General features: G+C 64.8%; 17 protein-coding genes. 15 read left to right on the top strand and 2 right to left on the bottom strand.

Translation table 11 applies throughout. The features are described 5' to 3' along the window. Positions 1–20 precede the first annotated feature (20 nt). The 15 genes from HV793_RS03080 (at position 21) to HV793_RS03010 (ending at position 11647) form a co-directional block, all read left to right on the top strand. Positions 21–2900: a type VI secretion system Vgr family protein gene (locus HV793_RS03080; RefSeq protein ID WP_175212637.1), complete on the top strand. Its 2880-nt coding sequence runs from the start codon at positions 21–23 to the stop codon at positions 2898–2900. Next, positions 2897–3898 (top strand): DUF4123 domain-containing protein, encoded by a 1002-nt coding sequence (locus HV793_RS03075; RefSeq protein WP_175212636.1) that lies wholly within the window; start codon positions 2897–2899, stop codon positions 3896–3898. Before HV793_RS03080 ends, HV793_RS03075 begins: the two co-directional genes overlap by 4 nt. After that, on the top strand, positions 3895–4389 hold the full coding sequence (locus HV793_RS03070; RefSeq protein ID WP_175212635.1) for a hypothetical protein: 495 nt from the start codon (positions 3895–3897) through the stop codon (positions 4387–4389). The genes HV793_RS03075 and HV793_RS03070 overlap by 4 nt, the downstream gene beginning before the upstream one ends. Positions 4390–4479: 90 nt before the next feature. Further along, positions 4480–4947: a hypothetical protein gene (locus HV793_RS03065; protein WP_175212634.1), complete on the top strand. Its 468-nt coding sequence runs from the start codon at positions 4480–4482 to the stop codon at positions 4945–4947. A gap of 257 nt (positions 4948–5204) precedes the next feature. Further along, entirely contained in the window at positions 5205–6833 is a 1629-nt protein-coding gene (locus tag HV793_RS03060; protein ID WP_175212633.1) for a hypothetical protein, read from the top strand. Positions 6834–6882: 49 nt separating this feature from the next. Continuing rightward, positions 6883–7635 (top strand): DUF3304 domain-containing protein, encoded by a 753-nt coding sequence (locus HV793_RS03055; RefSeq protein WP_125470149.1) that lies wholly within the window; start codon positions 6883–6885, stop codon positions 7633–7635. 287 nt (positions 7636–7922) lie between these two features. Next, positions 7923–8276: a hypothetical protein gene (locus tag HV793_RS03050; RefSeq protein WP_175212632.1), complete on the top strand. Its 354-nt coding sequence runs from the start codon at positions 7923–7925 to the stop codon at positions 8274–8276. Next, positions 8269–8619: a hypothetical protein gene (locus HV793_RS03045; RefSeq protein ID WP_175212631.1), complete on the top strand. Its 351-nt coding sequence runs from the start codon at positions 8269–8271 to the stop codon at positions 8617–8619. The genes HV793_RS03050 and HV793_RS03045 overlap by 8 nt, the downstream gene beginning before the upstream one ends. Before the next feature lie 173 nt (positions 8620–8792). Beyond that, positions 8793–9098 carry a hypothetical protein gene (locus HV793_RS03040; RefSeq protein ID WP_175212630.1) on the top strand — a complete coding sequence of 102 codons (306 nt, stop codon included), beginning with the start codon at positions 8793–8795 and terminating at the stop codon, positions 9096–9098. A gap of 40 nt (positions 9099–9138) precedes the next feature. Continuing rightward, a complete protein-coding gene (locus HV793_RS03035; protein WP_175212629.1) occupies positions 9139–9495 on the top strand; it encodes a hypothetical protein in 357 nt (118 codons plus the stop codon). 109 nt (positions 9496–9604) lie between these two features. Beyond that, entirely contained in the window at positions 9605–9955 is a 351-nt protein-coding gene (locus tag HV793_RS03030; RefSeq protein ID WP_175212628.1) for a hypothetical protein, read from the top strand. Positions 9956–10235: 280 nt separating this feature from the next. Continuing rightward, positions 10236–10553 carry a hypothetical protein gene (locus HV793_RS03025; protein WP_125470144.1) on the top strand — a complete coding sequence of 106 codons (318 nt, stop codon included), beginning with the start codon at positions 10236–10238 and terminating at the stop codon, positions 10551–10553. Further along, a complete protein-coding gene (locus HV793_RS03020; protein ID WP_175164332.1) occupies positions 10546–10914 on the top strand; it encodes a hypothetical protein in 369 nt (122 codons plus the stop codon). Before HV793_RS03025 ends, HV793_RS03020 begins: the two co-directional genes overlap by 8 nt. Positions 10915–10923: 9 nt before the next feature. Beyond that, the gene (locus HV793_RS03015; RefSeq protein ID WP_175212627.1) at positions 10924–11286 is read left to right on the top strand and encodes a hypothetical protein; all 363 of its coding nucleotides are present in this window, start codon (positions 10924–10926) and stop codon (positions 11284–11286) included. Between the two features lie 19 nt (positions 11287–11305). Then, entirely contained in the window at positions 11306–11647 is a 342-nt protein-coding gene (locus HV793_RS03010) for a hypothetical protein (protein ID WP_175212626.1), read from the top strand. Positions 11648–11670: 23 nt separating this feature from the next. On the opposite strand, the gene HV793_RS03005 is transcribed toward HV793_RS03010, so the two are convergent. Together HV793_RS03005 and tssI are read right to left on the bottom strand one after the other, a co-directional pair. Further along, positions 11671–12297: a hypothetical protein gene (locus HV793_RS03005; RefSeq protein WP_175180570.1), complete on the bottom strand. Its 627-nt coding sequence runs from the start codon at positions 12295–12297 to the stop codon at positions 11671–11673. Then, positions 12278–17482 carry a type VI secretion system tip protein TssI/VgrG gene (gene tssI / locus HV793_RS03000; protein ID WP_175212625.1) on the bottom strand — a complete coding sequence of 1735 codons (5205 nt, stop codon included), beginning with the start codon at positions 17480–17482 and terminating at the stop codon, positions 12278–12280. The genes HV793_RS03005 and tssI overlap by 20 nt, the downstream gene beginning before the upstream one ends. Positions 17483–17494: the final 12 nt, after the last annotated feature.

Raw genomic sequence — 17494 nt, 5'->3', positions numbered from 1 at the left:
CAGAGAAGGTTTTTTCCGCAATGGATCCGACTGCAACGCCTGGCCTGTTCAGTTCCGACGCCCGCCTCTACAGCCTGGAGGGCGAGGGCGCGCTCGCCTCGCTGCAGGTCGAGGGCTGGATCGCGCGCGAAGCCTTGTCGGGCGTTTCGCAGACGCGCGTGGTCGCGCTGTCCGACGACGCCGGCCTGGAATTGCGCGACATGATCGGCCGCCCCGTGACACTGTGGACCACGCGCGCCGACGGCAGCCGCGCGAGTCGCAGCGGTCTGGTCCGCGAAGCCGAGCTGCTGTCGGGCGACGCGGGCCTGGCGCGCTACCGCCTGACGGTCGCGCCCTGGCTGTGGCTGGCCACGCAGCAGCGCAACAGCCGCGTGTTCGAAGCGCGTTCCGTGCTGGACATCGTCAGCCATGTGTTGGGCGGCTACGAAGGCTATGTGCATCGCGTGGCTCCCGATGCGGCCGAAGCGCAGGCCGGCGTGGCGCCGCGCCCCTACACCACGCAGTACCGCGAGACCGACTATGACTTCATCAGCCGCCTGCTGGCCGAAGCAGGCCTGGGCTGGACGACGGTCGAAGATCCGGAGGTTCCCGCGCGCCACGTCGCGCTGATCTTCGCCGACAGCCGCGGCCTGGCCGAGGATGCCGAGTCGGCAGGCGGCGGCGTGCGCTTTCACCGCGCCGGCGCGACCGAGTCGCGCGACACCGTGCAGGCCATGTCGCGCCAGTGGCGGCGCGGTCCTGACCGCGTCACCGTCCTGGGCTGGCACGGCGGCGGCAAGCGCGCCGTGGCGGCAGAGGCGCTGGCGCGTCCGGCAGACAGCACTGACGACGCGGGCCTGGAATGGTACGAGGTGGCAGGCCACGGCAGCTTTGCTGATGAGGCCGAGGCGCGGCGCCAGGCCACGCTCGCGATGGAAGCCGTACAAGCCGGCGCTGAGACTTTTGTCGGCCAGGGCGGGGTGCGTACCTTCCGTTCCGGCACGCGTTTCACGCTGCAGAACATGTCTCCACTGGGGCCTGCCGACGAAGAAGGCTTCGAGCCCGCCTTTGCGCTGGACCGGGTCGAGCACGTCGGCATCAACAACCTGCCGCCAGAAACCCGAGCCTCGCTGTCGCAGCGCTTGGGTGGGCTGGACGCACATTTGGCCTTGGATACCGAGGCGCCCGCGGCGCCTGGCGCGGCGGGTTCGAACGCCGATCCGTCGCGGCCCGACGCCGCGGTGTTGGCGAAAGCGCGCGAGGTCGGCTACGCCAACCGCTTCCAGGCGGTGCGTTGCGACCGCCCCTGGCGGCCAGCCTTGCCGCAGACACGCGGCGCGCGCCTGAGCGGCGCGCCTTCGGTCCATGGCGTGCACACGGCCATCGTCACGGGCGCCGACGGCGCAGTGCAGGCGCAGGGCGAGGACGAGATCCTGCGCAACAAGCGCGGCGACGTGCGCATCCGATTCCATTGGCAGGCAGACGATGCCGAGGGGGTGGCCAAGAGCCGCTGGGCCCGCGTGGCGCAGCGCCAATCGGGCGCAGGCATGGGCATGAGTTTCGTGCCGCGCATCGGCCAGGAGGTGCTGGTGCGCTTCCTGGACGACGACGTTGACCAGCCCATCGTCGTGGGCGCGCTGTACAACGGCCGCGGCGAGGGCGGCACGCCCGCCACGCCGGGCGGCCGGGACGGCGGTAAAGCCGACACCCAGGTCTACACCGCCGCGCGCGATGCCGCACCCAGCGCCCAGGCCAACCTGGCGGGAGGCAATGCGCCTGCCTGGCATGGCGCCGCGGGCGGCGACGAGAACCACCGCAACGCCGCCGCGCTGAGCGGCTTCAAGAGCAAGGAGTTCGGCGGCTCGGGCTACAACCAGATCGTGTTCGACGACAGCGACGGACAACTGCGCCTGCAGATCAAGAGCAGCCAGGAAGCCAGCGAACTGAACCTGGGCCACCTGATTCATCAGGCCGGCAACTACCGCGGCGGACTGCGCGGCCTGGGCGCCGAGCTGCGCACCGACGCCTACGGCGCCGTGCGCGGCGGCGCGGGCGTGCTGCTCAGCACCTACGCCGGCACTGGCGCCAGCGCCGGCCCCGCAGGCGAGGCTGCGGGCTTGCAGGCGCTGGCCAGCCAGGCCGACCAGATGGCGCGTTCGCTGGATGGCGTGGTCGGCGCGCACCAGGGCTTGCGCCTGGCGAGCGCGCTGGGCTCCAAGGGAGCGGAAGCCAGCGTGCTGGACGACGGCAAGGCGCCTTTGGCCGCCATGCATCGCGCCGTGTCCGGCACCGTCGCAGGCGAAAGCCTGGATGGTGCGCGCAGCGACGCTTCGGCCAAACACACCCAGGCGGCCGAGGGCAAGGTGCCGCACCTGACGGATCCGGTCGTGTTCATGGCCGCGCGCGCGGGACTGGCGCAGGTCGCTGGTCAACACATGCAATACACCGCCGGCGAGACCGTGCACTGGTCGGCCGGCAAGGACCAGAACCTGGCCGTGATGGGCGCGCTGCGCGTGCACACCGGACAGGGCCTGGGCATCGTCGCCGGCCTGCAGCAGGGCGGCGCGGACTCCGGCCTGGACCTGATCTCCGCCACCGGCGACGTGCACGTCCAGGCCCAGCACGACATCCTGCGCGTGCAGGCGCAGAAGGACATCACCATCGGCAGCGCGCAGACCAACGTCGAGTATGCCGCGCCCAAACGCATCCGCATCGCCACCGCGGCCGGCGCCAGCATCGTGCTGGAAGGCGGCAACATCACGGTGACCGCGCCGGGGCGCATCGATGTGAAGACGGGGAACAAGCAGTTTGCGGGGCCGGACCAGATGCCCTATCAGTTTCCCGCCATGCCTGGCCAGGTTTGCGTCGAATGCCTGAAGAACGCCATGAAGCAGGCATTGCCAGCGGTGTTTCGCACATGAGCAATCAGGTTCGTCCGCTGGTCTTGCATTCCGATCTCGACGGCCTGCACGCCAAGGTCCTGGCCAGCGCTCGCGTCCAGGTATCGGACCTCAATCTCTATGCCCTGGTCGAACCCGGCATGTTGGATGGCTGCCGGGATCCCGCGCCCGCCGAATTGCTGCGGCATTTCAGGGAACCTGGCGATGCATCGCTATACGCGCGGCGCCACGAGGCTGTGGCGGCATCGATAGGCCCGATGCTGGCGCAGCCCGATCTCGCGCAGGCGGAGTGGCTGTGGCGGGTCGGACAGGCGCATCATGCCGTATCGTGGATATGGACCGAACGGCCTCTGGAAGAGATGGCCCGGCATCTGGCGGTTTGGCTGGATGCGCGGACCGACGATGGCCTGGACTTCCTGCTGCGCTACTACGATCCGCGCCATGCGGAACCCATGCTGACGCTGATGGGAGTAGACGTGCTGCGCGGCATGTTGAATCCGGGCGAAAGTTGGTCCTGGGTCGATCCCTGGAACCGGGGCTGCTCCCTGACGCCGGCGTCGGACGGGCCGGCAGAGGGACCAAGCTCGCCGCCCTGGATTCTGACGCAGCCGCAGACGGAGGCCCTGATGCGCTTGTGCGAACCCGGCCCTCTGCTCGACGCGCTGATGCAGCGGGTGCCAGCCATGCTGGCCCCCTGGACGCGCCCCACGCCGTACGCCTTGGCTTGCCATCTTTCGCGGGTGGCGGCGGCACATGGGCTGACGACCTTCGAGCGCCAGTTCTGCTACGCGCTGGATGCGCTGGATCTGCATCCCATGGCGCACCGCAGCTCGGTGGTCCAGGCTCGTTTACGGGGTGGGGAAGCACTGGATAGTGCGTTGGAGCGTCTTGCCTCCGAAGAGCGCGCCGCTGTCAGGGCGGAGTTGGCCATGCAGGATGGCGCGCCGGAGTTTGAGGCTCCGGCAGGCTATGCCATTGAGCCGCTGCCAACAGAGTCCGCACATAGGAGAGTTGCATGAAGTCCAAACGTCTGTGGCCATGGACGGTACTGATATTGGCCCTGGTTGCCATTGGCGCCATCGCAGGTCCGCCATTCTATCGCTGGGCCTACGTCGCACTCTTGCCGCCATTGCTGATCTGCGAAGCCCGCAACGACACGGAGGTCGATATCGGCTATCGCTTGGAGGACTCGTCCGGCGCATTCCCGGGCGATCGGGTCGCGAGAGCGTCGGGAGCTCCTGGCGGGCCTCTTTCGGGTGCGTGCTTTTATGGCCCGGACAGCCGCCGCAAACCTGTGCAGGTCGTGTGGGGGGCCATCAACGGCAGCGAGAAGCAGTATCCGCACAGCGCCGAATTGAAGGTTCCACGTCCGGGAAATGCCGCGGTGCTGTTGCTGCGCTTTACCGCAGCGGACCGGGTACAGGCCCGCTTTGCGACGGAAAAAGAAATGCCAGAGCCCATGGATGCGCCGGAATCGGTGTGGAATAGCGGCGACTGGGTCAGTCAATGATCAACTAGGGATAGAGGGATGTCGGGGATGTCTGAGCGGGGTCAGGGAAAGTCGGGGCGTTCGAAACTGGGACGGTGGGTCGCGCTGGGCGTGCTGGCGGTGATCGCCGTGGCGGCTGGGGCTTATGTCTACGTAGAGCGAAGCCAGACGCAAAATTTTCAGCGAAGCGCGTTGGAAGGATCGGTGGCGGTCTACGCGTACAACTTTACGCAGTACGACGTGGCGTATTCGTTGATGCCTGGTCGTCGGTGGTTCGCAAGAGCGAATTCCGCCAGGGGAGACAATATGCAGTTGTTCGGGTATAAGCCCGCCGCGCCCGATGCTCCGATGCAAATATCGTGGCGCTATGACTCCGGCCCTCAGGAAACGGCAGAGGAAGATTACCCCTTTGTAGTGACGCTGCCGCAGCCTCGGCGGCCAGCGGGCGCGGTGGTGCTGGAATTGCGCATCTATCCCGATGGCAAGGCTGCCGCGCGCTATGTCACGCGCCCGCTGGTATCGGAATTCAGCGATGTGGACCCCGCTCTTCCGGGGAATGACTGGGTGACAAACCAATGACGGATCGCGACAGCTGGAGGGAAATATCGGTAGATGAGGAGCGGGAGGCTGCACGAGCCCTCCAATGTGAGCCCGTCAACGGAGTCAGATGCCACGGCAAGATGCATATTGCCGTGTTTTTTGACGGAGTCGGTCTGAGTATCGAAGAATCTTCTCTACCTCCGTCCAACGTAGGTCGATTGTCCAGGGGCTTTGGGCAGGGGGCTCTCGGAGCAATTTTGCGTCGGCGGATATACATTCCGGGGCTCGGCACGGAAATGAATCTGAATGCCTATGAATTCGCGAAAGACCGGGCCGGATCGATCTCGGGCGATATGCTGAAAAGCGTGACCCTGGATCCGGCGAAGGGAGTTCCCACAGATGCCGCCAAGGACGTCGGCATGGAAATCCTGAAGGGCAAGCGCGTAGGAGACGCGATCGGCGACACGTTGAAAGGGCTGCCGGGAAAGGTGCGGCGGGATGTCGGGGAAGCCGTGCGAAATCCAGGCAGGACTGGAGTCAAGGTAATCAAGGATGCGGCCGGGAACATTACGCGAGCAATCCTGGATCAACTTGATCCGGTACGCGATTCTAGATTCATGTTCGAGGCAATAAATTCGGGAGTGGAACCCCGCATTTCCCAAGGCGTGACGGGGTTCAAGGCGATCATCGATTCGTCTCAGATAAGGCTTGAGGAAATTCAGGTCTCGGTTTTTGGCTGCGATTGGGGCGCGGCGCTGGCTCGGGCTTTTCTCAATGAGCTGTGCAAGGAATGCGACGGCGATGCCAATAGCGACAAGCTGGAATGGACACTGGCGGATAAGCGCAAGGTCCCGCTCAAGATGGTGTTTGCTGGATTTTTTGACGCTGTAGGGTATCGCGACAACTCTGTCGTTGGATTCTTGGCTTCGAAAGCATCATGGGGATTCTTGAGCAACACCGCCGCCAAGGACCAGGAGCTGCCGCGAGCGCTCGCGAAGGCGGCGCATTTTATCTCTGCGCATGAGCTGAGATGGCGTGTACATACGCTGGGCGGTGCGACGTTGCTGCCATTGATGGAAACGCCTATGTCGCCTCCCGCTCGCCAAGAACGTATATATCCAGGTTTGGGCGCCGACCTGTCGGGGTGCTACCCGCCCGGATTTCAGCAGCGCGATCCCGGTATCGGCCGCGTCACGCTACAGGAAATGTGGCGGATAGCCAGGCTTTCCGGCGTGCCTTTCGATGGGCTGGAACAAACCAGGGTGAACGCCGGCAAGCTCGGCGTTGATTTCGATATTGCCGCGACCTCCAGGGTACGTAATGATCTGCGCAGCTATCAGCAACAGCTGGCGCGGCCTTCCCAACAGCTGCTGGGGCTACGGCATGCCCAGGACGCGATCGATGGTATGGAAGGCGACAAGACGCTTGCGCGGCAACTCTACCTTCATCGTATGGTTTACGTGGCCTGGCTGCGGATGTTGCTCAATGACGCACGAACTGGCGCTGCTCCGGGGTATTTGTACATCACGGCGATGCAGGCCGCGATCGACTTTGCGCGCCTGGAGATCATGCATAAGCACCCCGGCAAGGTGACGTTCTACGGGGGATCCCGCATCTCGCCTCCCGACGACTATCAACGTGCCTGCATGGAGGTGTCGTCGTTGCCGGAGAACGAGCGTCTGCGTGTGGGGCCGGCGATTATGCGTATTTTTTCGGGCTATATGCATGATCCGGTGGATCCGCCGGATGATGGTTGGGCGATTCAACGCCTGCCCAACAATGCACGGCTTTTCCGGTCCCGCTATATAGACGATGGCGACGATACGCGGCAGCCCACATTTACGGAAAAATTGAAGAAGGCGGCCGACGCAACCTTCTCCAACATGGCGACACCGAATCCACTGCTATTGGGGTTGCCGTTCTAGTCGCCGGCGGGCAGGCGTCGGAACTGGCCGTCAAGGAATGAGATTGGGGATGTCCAAGCGTCTAATGGCCTTGATAGCGCCAGTATTGCTCGCAGGTTGCACGGCCGAGCCCGCGTATCAGGGCGTCAGCCTGATCGCATACAACTACACGCCCTGGGATGTGGCTTACATTCAGATTACGGACGCATCGGGGGGGCGGGCTGGTACTGGTTCCATCCGCCCGGGGGGCGGGGAGGGGTCGGTGACGTGCTGTTATACCTTGAAGGGAACGAGCTTCAAGGTTAGATGGCGGGTCGCTGATGGCGATGCCTTGCGCAAGCACATGTACGACGGGAAATTCGAAGAGATGTTCATCGACAAGGAAACGACGGTGAATTTTCCCTCCACCGCGATCCCGCCGGGCCATGATCCGCTGAATCTCGAGCTGCATATCTACCCCGATGAGCATATGGAGATGGCTCTAAGTCGCAAGTTGCTGGGTCAAACACGAATTCCGATTGTCGAGACGACGCGCTGGTTGTACAGGACACACCCTGATGCGCTCAAGGAGTATGAGGACATCTCTGACTTGCATAAGCCCCTGGTGAAAGTGGCGAAAACGGCGTGGATAAAGTATCGCATCGAGGATGAGCAAGACATGAGGCAGTACATGTACCTGTATTTCACTGTCTCGCCGAGTTTCGACGCCGATTCGGAGATCGCAGCGATACTGGCAAGGCCGGGGCGCCAGCCTGGAGATTTCGCCAGGGCAATGAAGACCTTGCCTGAAGAAAAGATTGCTCGGCTGAGGGCCCCGGGGTAACGACTGCAGGCTAGAAGCGCTGGGAGGGGGCCATAGGTAAGTTGGCACCCCCTGGCGAGGTTGTACTGGAGTTGCGCATTTATCCCGAGGGGGGAGCGCGCTGCCATGCCGGCGCTCGCTATGTCGCGCTGCTATTGGTATCGAAGTTCGGCGGCCTGGCGTCAGAGTATCCGGGAACGGGCTGGCAGTCGAATTCCTGATGGCACTGCCGGGGCCGAAACGTGATCGAAATGCATGACGCAATCCGGAAAGTTGGTTAGGCAACTTAGCTCAAGACGGAGACTGCTTTGCGGGAAATCTTGATGGCGCTCGCGGAGCTCGGAATTTTGATTGCCTGGTCTTCCTGCCACGTATTGCCGCTCGCATGCGTGTTGGCGGTGATCATCAATCTTTGGCCACAGCGCTTTGGCAAGCTGGGAACGGTGGCTTCCAGGCGTTGGATTTCGGGAGGAATGGCAGCGATTTGGGTGTTCGCGCTGTCATTGCTCTTGCTGCTTTATTGGGTTGCTAGCCGATATGACAATGGATACGGCTACGCGATGCCTGGGCTGATGACTTACATGATTCCATCGCTCATCATTTCTCTCGTTGCGCTATTGATCCATTGGCGATTGGCGCGGAGGGATCGCGAACATGTATGAGTTTCCCGTCAATATTCTTCTTTCTGGCAAGTCCCTGGCCGTAAGCGTCTTTCAGCTTCTTCCAGTTGTTTGGGGTGTAGGATTTCTTTTATGCGTCGAGTCCGCTCTTCCTGGGCTGTCGCCGAAAGTTTGGCGTAGGGTACGGGATATCGTGGCCGTCATGATGGCTGTTTTTCTGTTGGTGTGCGGTGTCTATGCCATCTTCGGATACAGCGTTGCTGCCATTTTCGATAAGCCCGGATATTTTCGTATGACCGGGGATGCCTTGTGGGTATTGTCGCTATCCATCGGGATGGCGATGCTCGGACTGGTGCTGCGTGCGCGTATCCGGCCCGTCGTCTAGATTGCTTTTTTGAGGGCATTGCTGCAGCGGGGCCTCGCATCACGGAACCCTTGAAATACGTGATGCCACCGGTCTTCGGAATCGTCGCTCACATGTGGCCTGGCCGCTCTTGGGGCGAAAAAATTGTTCAATGTGCTGAGCGTCGGTGTCTCATAATCCCTTAAGAGGTGTGCGTGCATGAAGTGATTGTTGGGGTCGAAGGGGTGACGTTTCAACTGGCGCACGACTTGACGTACGCACTGCCGCTGCTCTGCCTTTTCGGAATCGCGGTTCAAATATGGCCAAGCCGATTCGGGATATTGGGATCTCCAGCCGCGCAAAGGTACTGGGCTGTGGCCATGGTGGCTGTTTGGATGTTTGCAGCCGTCAGTGTCCTGCTGCTCTACTACGTTTGGAAATACCATTCTCGATTGGAAGGTTTCGGGTTCTTCTTTCTTGTTGGCTATCTAGGGCCCTCAATGATTCTGTCGCTGGTCTGACTGGTAATCCAGCACAAGATGTACGGGAGGAAAAAGGAGAATGGATGACCAGCGTGCATTGTTGCTAGTTGTGGGAGAGACTTTCGCCACGAACTGGCAGCAAGTTTTGCCTGCGATATGGGTCATAGGCTTGTTGCTATGTATTGATCATGACTGGCCCGGATTGTCTCGGGCGGCATGGCGTCTTTTGCGCAATCTTATGGCGGCGGCGATGGCGATCTTTCTGATGCTTGCAGTCGCTTACGGCATATACGGATTGTGGGCGGCCGCCCATTTCGATCATGTTGGATTCGCGAATCTGGCTAGCCACACGTTGTCCAGAATGTGGCTGTCGATAGCACTGGCGGCGACAGGAGTGGTGTTGTGGTTCATTCGCCGGCCCAAATCGGATCGCTAGTCAGCCGGCGATGCGGCACTCTCGATGCTCGTTCAGCATTCGGACCGCCTGGCCGGACTGCTCTGTTAGAGCGTCAGCTCAGTTTCTCTGAATGTCTTGGGAGACGGTATTGGACGACCTGATGCTCTGGTCCGCCGAAAAGGCGTTTCGGACGGCGCAGGCGTCGATGTACGCGCTGCCACTCGTCTGCCTTTTCGGAGTCGCCGTCCAGGCCTGGCCTGGCAGATTTGGGGTTTTGGGATCTTCAGCGTCACGCAGGGCATTTTCCTTTGTCATGATTGCGGTCTGGCTCTTCGCTATGGGCGCATTGTTGCTCAATCATGTCACCGAGAACTATTCGCGGTCTTATGGTTTCCTCTTGCTCTCCTTCCTGGCTTATCTGGGGCCGTCAATGATCTTGTCGCTCATTGGGGGGATTGTCCGATACAAGATGCGCCGAGCGGAAAGGGGCAATGGTTGACAACGTGGCGCCAGGGCTTCCGGGAATGGGTCGGGAGTCGAATCTTTGATGGCGCCGGCAGGGCCTGAATGGCCACCCCATTCGAACCATCCATGTCGTCGTTCGACTTATGACCGGCAGTACGCTTACTTTTCTGCCCCGCTTGCCCTACTATCTGGGGCCCTCGCTGATCCTGCCTCGGATCGGCCCGACACTGCGCCACAGATTGCGCTGAGAGCGTCGGTTCTAGCCCTGGGAGAAGAATTTGCGTGCGGTCCTTGCTGCGATTGCGGAGTCTGGCATGTTGATGGCCCAGTCGACCGCCTACCTGGTGCCGGCGGCGGGCATCCTGGCGCTGATCATCTGCCGGTGGCCCCAGCATTTTGGCAGGCTGGGGACGCGCTCCTTCAGACGCGGGATATCGGCTGGCATGCTGGCCGTCTGGGTTTTTGCGCTGGTCCTGCTGGGCATGTTCTATTGGCTGGCGACCAACCATGACAGCGGCTACGAGTTTCCGCTGCTTGGGCTGATGCCGTACATGAGCCCGTCTCTACTTACCGCCCTAATTGTCCTGCTGGTCCATCGGAGAATGGCGAAGCGGGAGCGCGGCCATGAATGAGGTGTATCCCGCCAATGTCCTGCAGTCCGGCGAATTGCTGGCCTGGGGGATTTTCCAGATCGTTCCGCTCTGGTGGGGCGCTGGAATCCTGCTGTGCCTGGAGTCCAATCTGCCGGGGCTTTCGGCCAAGGCCTGGCGCGCGGTGCGTGACGTCACGATCGCGCTGATGGCGGTGTTTCTGCTGGCCTGCATTGCTTACGCCGTCTTCGGCTATGGCGTCGCCGTCCAGTTCGATCAGCCGGCCTATTTCGACAAGGCGCTGGAAGCCTTGCGCTTGCTGTCGCTGTCGATGGGAATGGCGGTGTTCGGGCTGGCGCTACGCGCCCGTATCGGGCGCGGCGCCGTTTCCCGCAGCCGTTAAAATCCCGCCATGCTTCCGCCTCAAGTCCTCGTCGCCCTTATCGTCCTGATGCTTGCCGTCGTCATCCCGCTGTTCGCGGTGACGATCCAGCTAAGCCGTTTCATCCATTGGTCCTTCTGGGCCGACAAGACCACGCGCGGCGATCGGCCGCATTTTACGGGGCCGGTGCTGGCGCTGGTCTTCAGCACCCTGGCCGCCAGCGATTTCGTGGGCTATGAACCCTTTCTGACGATCTCGGCGATGAATCCAGTGCCGATCGAGGCCAGGGCCTACTTCACTGTCGCGATGCTGGCGCTGGCCGTCTGGTGCTGGGCCTATGGGCGGTCGATCCGGGACCGCGTGCTGCGCATGATCGGGCCCCGCGCCTCTTAGCGGCCGCCAGGGTGGACGCATGATGTCGATCTACGGTCTTCTTGCGTTGGGCGCCCTGGCATTGGCCATCTGCGTGCCGTTCGCCGCGACGGCGATACAGCTGATCCGCCTGCTGTGGTTCATCACGGGCGACAAGGAGACGCGCGGCGCGCGCCCGCGCTTTACGGGGCTGGTTCTGGCGATGCTTTTCAGTTCGCTTGCGGCTACCGAACTGCTGTCCGTGGAACCCTTTCTAACCTTGTCCCACCTTAATCCTGTGCCGCAGGAGCACCGGGTTGAATTCATGATCGCGATGCTGGCGCTGGCCCTTGTGGGCTGGATATGGGGCGGCGCGATATGGAATCGCCGGCCTGGCGGCTGAGGCGGCCGCTGCAAGCAGGGCGCCTACTTCGCCGCCTGCACTTCGATCTTCACCGTATTCGAGCGCACGCCGTTCGATTCGATATACACCTCGTAGACCGCCGGATCCTTGGGCAGCTGCACCTGCGCCGCAAGGTCGGTGCTGAACTGCGTGCCGACGCTGATGCCCGGGCTGATGGGGATGCCCTTGGGCGGACGCGAGCTGGGGATCTCGTCCACTTCCATGCCGGGGCGTTTGCGCGGCTTGTATTCGTAGGCCACGCCTTCATAAACCGCCTTGGTCTGCGTATTGACGGCGACGAAGCGCGGCAGCTTCTGGTTCTGCGATACGGGAATGATGCCTTGCGCGCAGACCGGGATCACCAGCGCGCCGGACGCCTGCGGACGTACGCGCGCGGGCGCGGCGATGTTGAGCTGGTCGTCGCTGCCATGGTTGGGCGGAATGCAGGCATGGTCGCGCACCGTGCCGATGGGGGCGGTGGCGAACGAGGGCGGGTCGATCCAGTCGGTGTTCATCGTGGTCTTCTGGGTATGTGGGGTGGGGCGCGCGGCGGTGGCGGCGCCAGGCGCGGCCATGGCCATCGCGGCCGCGAGCAGCAGGGCCAGCGCCGGCGCCACGCGGCGCCGCGCGTCAGAACGAGGGCCAGCCATTGGACATGTCCGTCTTGCGTACGGCCTGGGCGCAGCTGGCGCAGAAGCGGATGCTGACGCAGTCGCCGCCGAACATGACGCAGGAGCCGGTGTGGCTGGGATCGGCCTGGCTGGCGGGCAGGCCGAAGTGGCAGTGGTTGCCGAACTGGGAGTAGAAATACGGACCCTTGTCGAGTTTGGACGAGTCCATGTCGGCTTCGTCTGGGTGGGCGCGTACCCACTCGGGTCCGCTGGGCGTCATGCCGATCAGGTGGCCGATCTCGTGCACCAGCGTCTGCTGCAGATAATCCAGCGTGTTGGGCTCCCAGGGGCTCATCGCCGCCACGCCGAGGAGGTTGGTGCCAGGGAACGCCACGCCGCCTGCGGAGCTTTCCAGCAACCGGACCTTCAGAATGATCTTGCCCGAGGTCGGCACGGGCACCAGGCCCGCCATGCGGATGTTCAGGGTATCGCAGGCCTTGGGATTCGCAGGGTCGTAAGGCACCGGGGTCATGCGATCCTTGGGGATGGGGACCTGCCTGATGCCGGCCGCAGGGTCGGTGTACTCGAACAGGCATTCGACGTACCAGTCCACGCCAGGTTCGATGTGATACCACAGGAAGCTGAGGGTGCCGTCGGCGTTGACGAACTGCACCTGCTTGTCGGCCGCGCCGGGGCCGGCCGAGGCTTGCACGTAAATGGGCTGGACGGGCAGCATCGTGGCCAGCCGGTCGATGTGGCAGACGACGAGCGTATAGGGCTCGTGATCCGGGCCCTGCGACCCTGGATAGACGGAGGCGGCCAGCCGGCGCAGGCGTTCATAGCCGTCGTCCGTGAACACGTCCATGTTGGCGTCGCCGCGCGTGCTGACCGGCGGCAATTGCACGACGTCCACACCATGCCGCGCGTATTCCGTAGCGGTCGGCTGGAAGCCGTGGCGGCGCGCCAGAGCCTCGGGGCCGGGCAGCATGATCTCCTGGAGATATAGCCGCCTTGCGGTCTCGACCTGCTCCGTGGAGATGATCTGGTTCTTGTCGTTCACCACCTCGAAGGTATAGGTGTTCAGGCCGGCGGCGGGCAGGGTGATGTTGTCGACCACCTTGGTGCCGTCGGCGTCGGTTACGTAGCTGTACGAACGCTGGTTGGGCTCGCGGTACAGCGGTTGGCGGCTTTGCTCACGCGCGGAGTACACCGCGTTGCCCGGACGCGGGCTGACCTTGACGCTGAAGCGATGCTGGCCGGCCTTGTTGAAGCGCACGCGGATCCTGGGCTTGTTGGTCTGGCGATCCAGGCTGTCCAGCGCCTGGCCATCGTTCCAGACCTCGTCCTCTTCCTTCAGGTTGACGTACTGGAGCTTGGCGCCGCTCCTGGCCCGGTAGGCGGACGGCGTGGGTGCGCCGGCATCCGGCGTCCCGGCCGCTGCGGAGCCGCCCGCGTCCTGGCCGCCGGGCGCGCCAGCGGGCCTCGCCACAGGGCTGGGCAGGCCGACGCCGGCCATTTCCATGACCCGCTTGGCCATCGCCGGATAAGGCGAGTTCGCCACCGCGGGAATGTTCATGATCGCCTCCGCCACCTTGGGCAGCGTGACGTTGGATATCGTGGGCGATTGCAGGATGGCGCCGACCACGGACGGAATCGCGGAGTCGGTCAGGCCCGGCGTGCTGAGTATGGCGCCCGCCACCGCGGGCAGATTGCCCTGGTTGACGTCGGGCATGGTCAGTAGCGTGTTCACCGCCGAGCTCAGCGCGGCGGGGCGGCCGCCCATGGCGCCCATGGCCTGCGTCATGACCGGGCCGATGGCGGACCCCACGCCGCCGCTGCCGGCGGCGGTCAGGTTGGAGGCGGCGCCCAGGGCGGATGCCGCCGTGGCGTTGCCCATTGCCGTGGCGGCGCTGGAAGCGCCCGACAGCATGCCCGAGGCCGACGGGCCGGCGCCTGCGGCCGGCGAGGCGACGGTGGACGCCTGCGAGGCCAGGGCCGACGCCTGCGTAGCCATGCCGCCGGCCTTGGACACGGCGCCTGCCGCGTCAGTCAGCGCCTGGGGCATGGAAACCGCGCCGGCCAGCGCGTCGCCAGCGCCCTGTGGAATCTTCATGGTGGAGAGGCCGCCGTCCATCAGCGACGGCGTTGCCATGCTGGCCAAGGACTGCGTGGCGCCGTTAGCCAGTGAGGACGTGGCGCCGCCAGTCAGCGACGGAGCCACATTTTGCATGGCCGTTTGCGCCATGCCGCCGGCCTTTGCCATGGCGCCCGACATCAGTTCCGAGCCCGCCTTGCCCGCTGCCTGCATGGTCTTGCCAGCCATCGCGCCCAATTCCTGCACGGGCTTGAGCGCTTCGCCAGCCATGCTCTTGGCCTGGTTCAGCATGCCGGAGGCGCCATCGGCCGCGGCGGACAGGCCCTTGGATACGGCGGTTGCGCCGCTCGCAAGCGCCGCGCCCGCGCTACCCAGCAGCGAGCTTTGCGATCCGCTGGCTGCAGCTGCTGTGGGGCCTCCAGCCGCTGGAGCCGAGGCGACCGCGCCCGTCGCGCCGGCCGCATTCAGCGCCTGGCCGGAGCCGGCTTGCGCCTGCAACTTGGCCTTGGGGCGGTGCACCAGTTCGGCCGTGACCAGCATGGGATCGCCCACTTGCGAGGACGGCAGCGCGGGCAGCGCGGCCGCGTCGCTGGCAGGCCCGATCAGGTTGTGGGATGCGCCCTTGACCGAGAACATGCCCGGCCCCTTGAACAGGATGTCGCCGCCGTTCATGACGATGCTGGCGCCGGCGGCCTGCAGGGTGATGCTCTGGTTCGCCAGGATCTCGATGCTGTCGGTAGTGGAGGTGACGGTGATGTCCTGGCCGGCCAGCATTTCCAGCATGTCGGTATGCGCGTGGATCGACACAGGAGATTCGGCGGCGACGGCGCGGATGCCGCCGTCCTGCACGAACAGACTGGTGGAGCGGCCGGAGGCCGTGGCAAAGGTCCGGCGCGCTGCCACGTGGCCGTCGGCCTGCGCGGTGACGTGCAGGTTTTCGCTGGCGTGCAGGATGGCCGAGGCGGGCGTGGCGAAGTTCAGGGAGGACGGCGCGTCGATCAGCATGCGGGCGCCGTCGATGCGCTCCACTGCGTCCGTGCCGGTGCGTTCGCCGCCGCTGGCCTTGACCGCCTGCTGGCCGCCTACGCTGCCCGGATAGCGGCCATCGCCCTTGGGATCGATGGCGCGGGTCAGCGTGTCGTATTGGCTGGTGGCCGCGAGCGCGCGCGCCTGGCGCTGCGCGCCGGCGGCATCCAGGCGTTGCGCCGCATTCTGCGCCCCGCGCAGCAGCGCCAGCGCTTCCTGCGCGTCGGCCTGGGTGGAGCGCGCGTCCTCGCGTGCGTTGGCGGACAGCAGCATGCCTTGTCCTGAGCGCACCACGGTCCAGGCATCCGAGCGCAGCTCGAAGCCGGTGCCGCGCCATGCGCCGCGACTGGCTTCATCCGCGCCCTGTGCGACCAGATAGCCCAGGCCCAGCTGCGTGGCGCCGATGGAACTCGACAGGCGCGTGCGCATCTGCCGCGGCGTGTCGTCGAACAGCCATTGGCTGTGGCCCTCGCCGTCCAGGCCCTTGCTGTGCCAGCCGCTGAGCCTGCCGGGATGATTGGCTTCAGCGTCCTCGCCGGCGGACCAGGGCGGCAGGTCGGCGTCGTTGTACAGCTGGGCCGAGGCCACGGGCTGGTCGATGTCGCCGTCCAGGAATTCGACCAGGACCTCGGTGCCTTTGCGCGGCAGATGGTGCGCGCCCCAATTGGGACCGGCCTGCGCGCCCGCAACGCGCAGCCAGGTGCCGGAACTGTCGTCGCCCGGCGCATTGCCGGTGTCGTCGCCATGGCTGCGGTGCGCCAGGCCACCCGGTAGCGGACGCGCGCCGCGCTGCCAGGGGAATTGCACCTTGATGCGCAGGTCGCGGCCCGAGGAAATGGGCGCGTCCTGCGCAGCCACCACGACGGCCGTCAGGCCTTCGGGCGCCGTGGGCTTGGCGCGCCAGCCGGGCATGAGCGGCGCGGCTGCCGGCAGGGCGCCGAAGGTATTGCGGTATGAGCCATGTTCCAGATCGGAATCGCCCAGCGCCTGGGCGGCCTGGCTGCCCAGGTTGTTGGCGGCTTCGTGTTCGACGTGCAGCAGCGTGTAGCGGTTGCCGCCCATCTCATCGACGGCCTGGCCCGAGCCCGCGGCGTAGCGGCTGTGCTGCGTCAGCGTGAAGTCATGGCCGGGCATCATCTGGCGGGCCGTGCCGCCGCCGTCGAAGCGCACCATGCGGGCTTCATGCGCCTGCAGGCTGCGCGCGGCGGCAAGCTCCGCGCTGTCGCCGTCTGCATGGCGGCCGTGGCCGTCGTAGTCATAGTCTTCAAGGCGGGGCACCGCGCCGGCCTGGACGTCGGACTGCGCATGCGCCGCATGCGCGAGCAGCTTGCGGTCGTCCCAGGCCAGGCGCGTCACGGCATTAGGCCGTACCGCCCGGGACGCGCCAAAGCGCGTGATGCTGTCCTCGGTTTCCGTTGCGTCGCTGCGGTGAAAGCGCAGCGTGGCATCGGGGCAGACGGGCCGCGCCGCGCGAGTGTCGAACACGACCAGCCGGTGCCGCGCGCCGCCCGAGGCTTCGTCCTGCTGTTCGCCCTGCTGGTGGTCGAAGCGGAAGCTCAAGCCGGCTTCGGCCATCAGGCGCAGTACGAAGGCCAGGTCGGTCTCGCGGTACTGCGTGCGCAGTGGACGCGGCGCGGGCGGTTCGGCGATGTCGAACGAATAGGCCGCCTGCGGATAGTCGGCGAAGATCTCGCTCAGGATGTCAGTGACCGACTTGTCCTGGTACAGAAAGCTGTCGCGGCGCAAGCCCAGGGCTGCCAGCCAGGGCGCGGCGTGCAGCCGGTAGCGCGCCAGGCCGCCGTCTGCGCCCAGCGCGTCCACGCCTTCCACCACTGCATGCCATTGGCGCCTGTTGCCGTCGGCCAGCAGCAGGCTGACGCTGATCTCGCGGCCCAGCAGGGCTTGCACATCCAGTTCGGCCGAGGACGCCAGGCAGTCCAGCGTCAGGGCAAACAGTTCGGAGACGCTTTCGCGCAGGACCATGCGTTCCACTGCGAGCGCCGCATCCAGGGGCGTGCGCACCTGTAGCATGCGGGCGTTCTGGGAGAGGGCGGCAACATCCAGGCTGCTGAATCCGGCGGGCGCTTGGGAACGGTCGGTCATGGTGCTGAGCGG

Origin of the sequence: Achromobacter aegrifaciens, assembly GCF_902859965.1 — a bacterium.
GTDB classification, from domain to species: domain Bacteria; phylum Pseudomonadota; class Gammaproteobacteria; order Burkholderiales; family Burkholderiaceae_B; genus Achromobacter; species Achromobacter aegrifaciens.
Note: the sequence above shows the minus strand (reverse complement) of the source record. Positions and strands in the feature narration are given on the sequence as shown.

Excerpts from the sequence above, each read along its gene's own strand:
- HV793_RS03080 (WP_175212637.1), top strand. The coding sequence starts at position 21 with ATGGATCCGACTGCAACGCCTGGCCTGTTCAGTTCCGACGCCCGCCTC.
- HV793_RS03075 (WP_175212636.1), top strand. The coding sequence starts at position 2,897 with ATGAGCAATCAGGTTCGTCCGCTGGTCTTGCATTCCGATCTCGACGGC.
- HV793_RS03070 (WP_175212635.1), top strand. The coding sequence starts at position 3,895 with ATGAAGTCCAAACGTCTGTGGCCATGGACGGTACTGATATTGGCCCTG.
- HV793_RS03060 (WP_175212633.1), top strand. The coding sequence starts at position 5,205 with ATGAATCTGAATGCCTATGAATTCGCGAAAGACCGGGCCGGATCGATC.
- HV793_RS03055 (WP_125470149.1), top strand. The coding sequence starts at position 6,883 with ATGTCCAAGCGTCTAATGGCCTTGATAGCGCCAGTATTGCTCGCAGGT.
- HV793_RS03045 (WP_175212631.1), top strand. The coding sequence starts at position 8,269 with ATGTATGAGTTTCCCGTCAATATTCTTCTTTCTGGCAAGTCCCTGGCC.
- HV793_RS03035 (WP_175212629.1), top strand. The coding sequence starts at position 9,139 with ATGGATGACCAGCGTGCATTGTTGCTAGTTGTGGGAGAGACTTTCGCC.
- HV793_RS03025 (WP_125470144.1), top strand. The coding sequence starts at position 10,236 with ATGTTGATGGCCCAGTCGACCGCCTACCTGGTGCCGGCGGCGGGCATC.
- HV793_RS03020 (WP_175164332.1), top strand. The coding sequence starts at position 10,546 with ATGAATGAGGTGTATCCCGCCAATGTCCTGCAGTCCGGCGAATTGCTG.
- HV793_RS03015 (WP_175212627.1), top strand. The coding sequence starts at position 10,924 with ATGCTTCCGCCTCAAGTCCTCGTCGCCCTTATCGTCCTGATGCTTGCC.
- HV793_RS03010 (WP_175212626.1), top strand. The coding sequence starts at position 11,306 with ATGATGTCGATCTACGGTCTTCTTGCGTTGGGCGCCCTGGCATTGGCC.
- HV793_RS03005 (WP_175180570.1), bottom strand. The coding sequence starts at position 12,297 with ATGGCTGGCCCTCGTTCTGACGCGCGGCGCCGCGTGGCGCCGGCGCTG.
- tssI (WP_175212625.1), bottom strand. The coding sequence starts at position 17,482 with ATGACCGACCGTTCCCAAGCGCCCGCCGGATTCAGCAGCCTGGATGTT.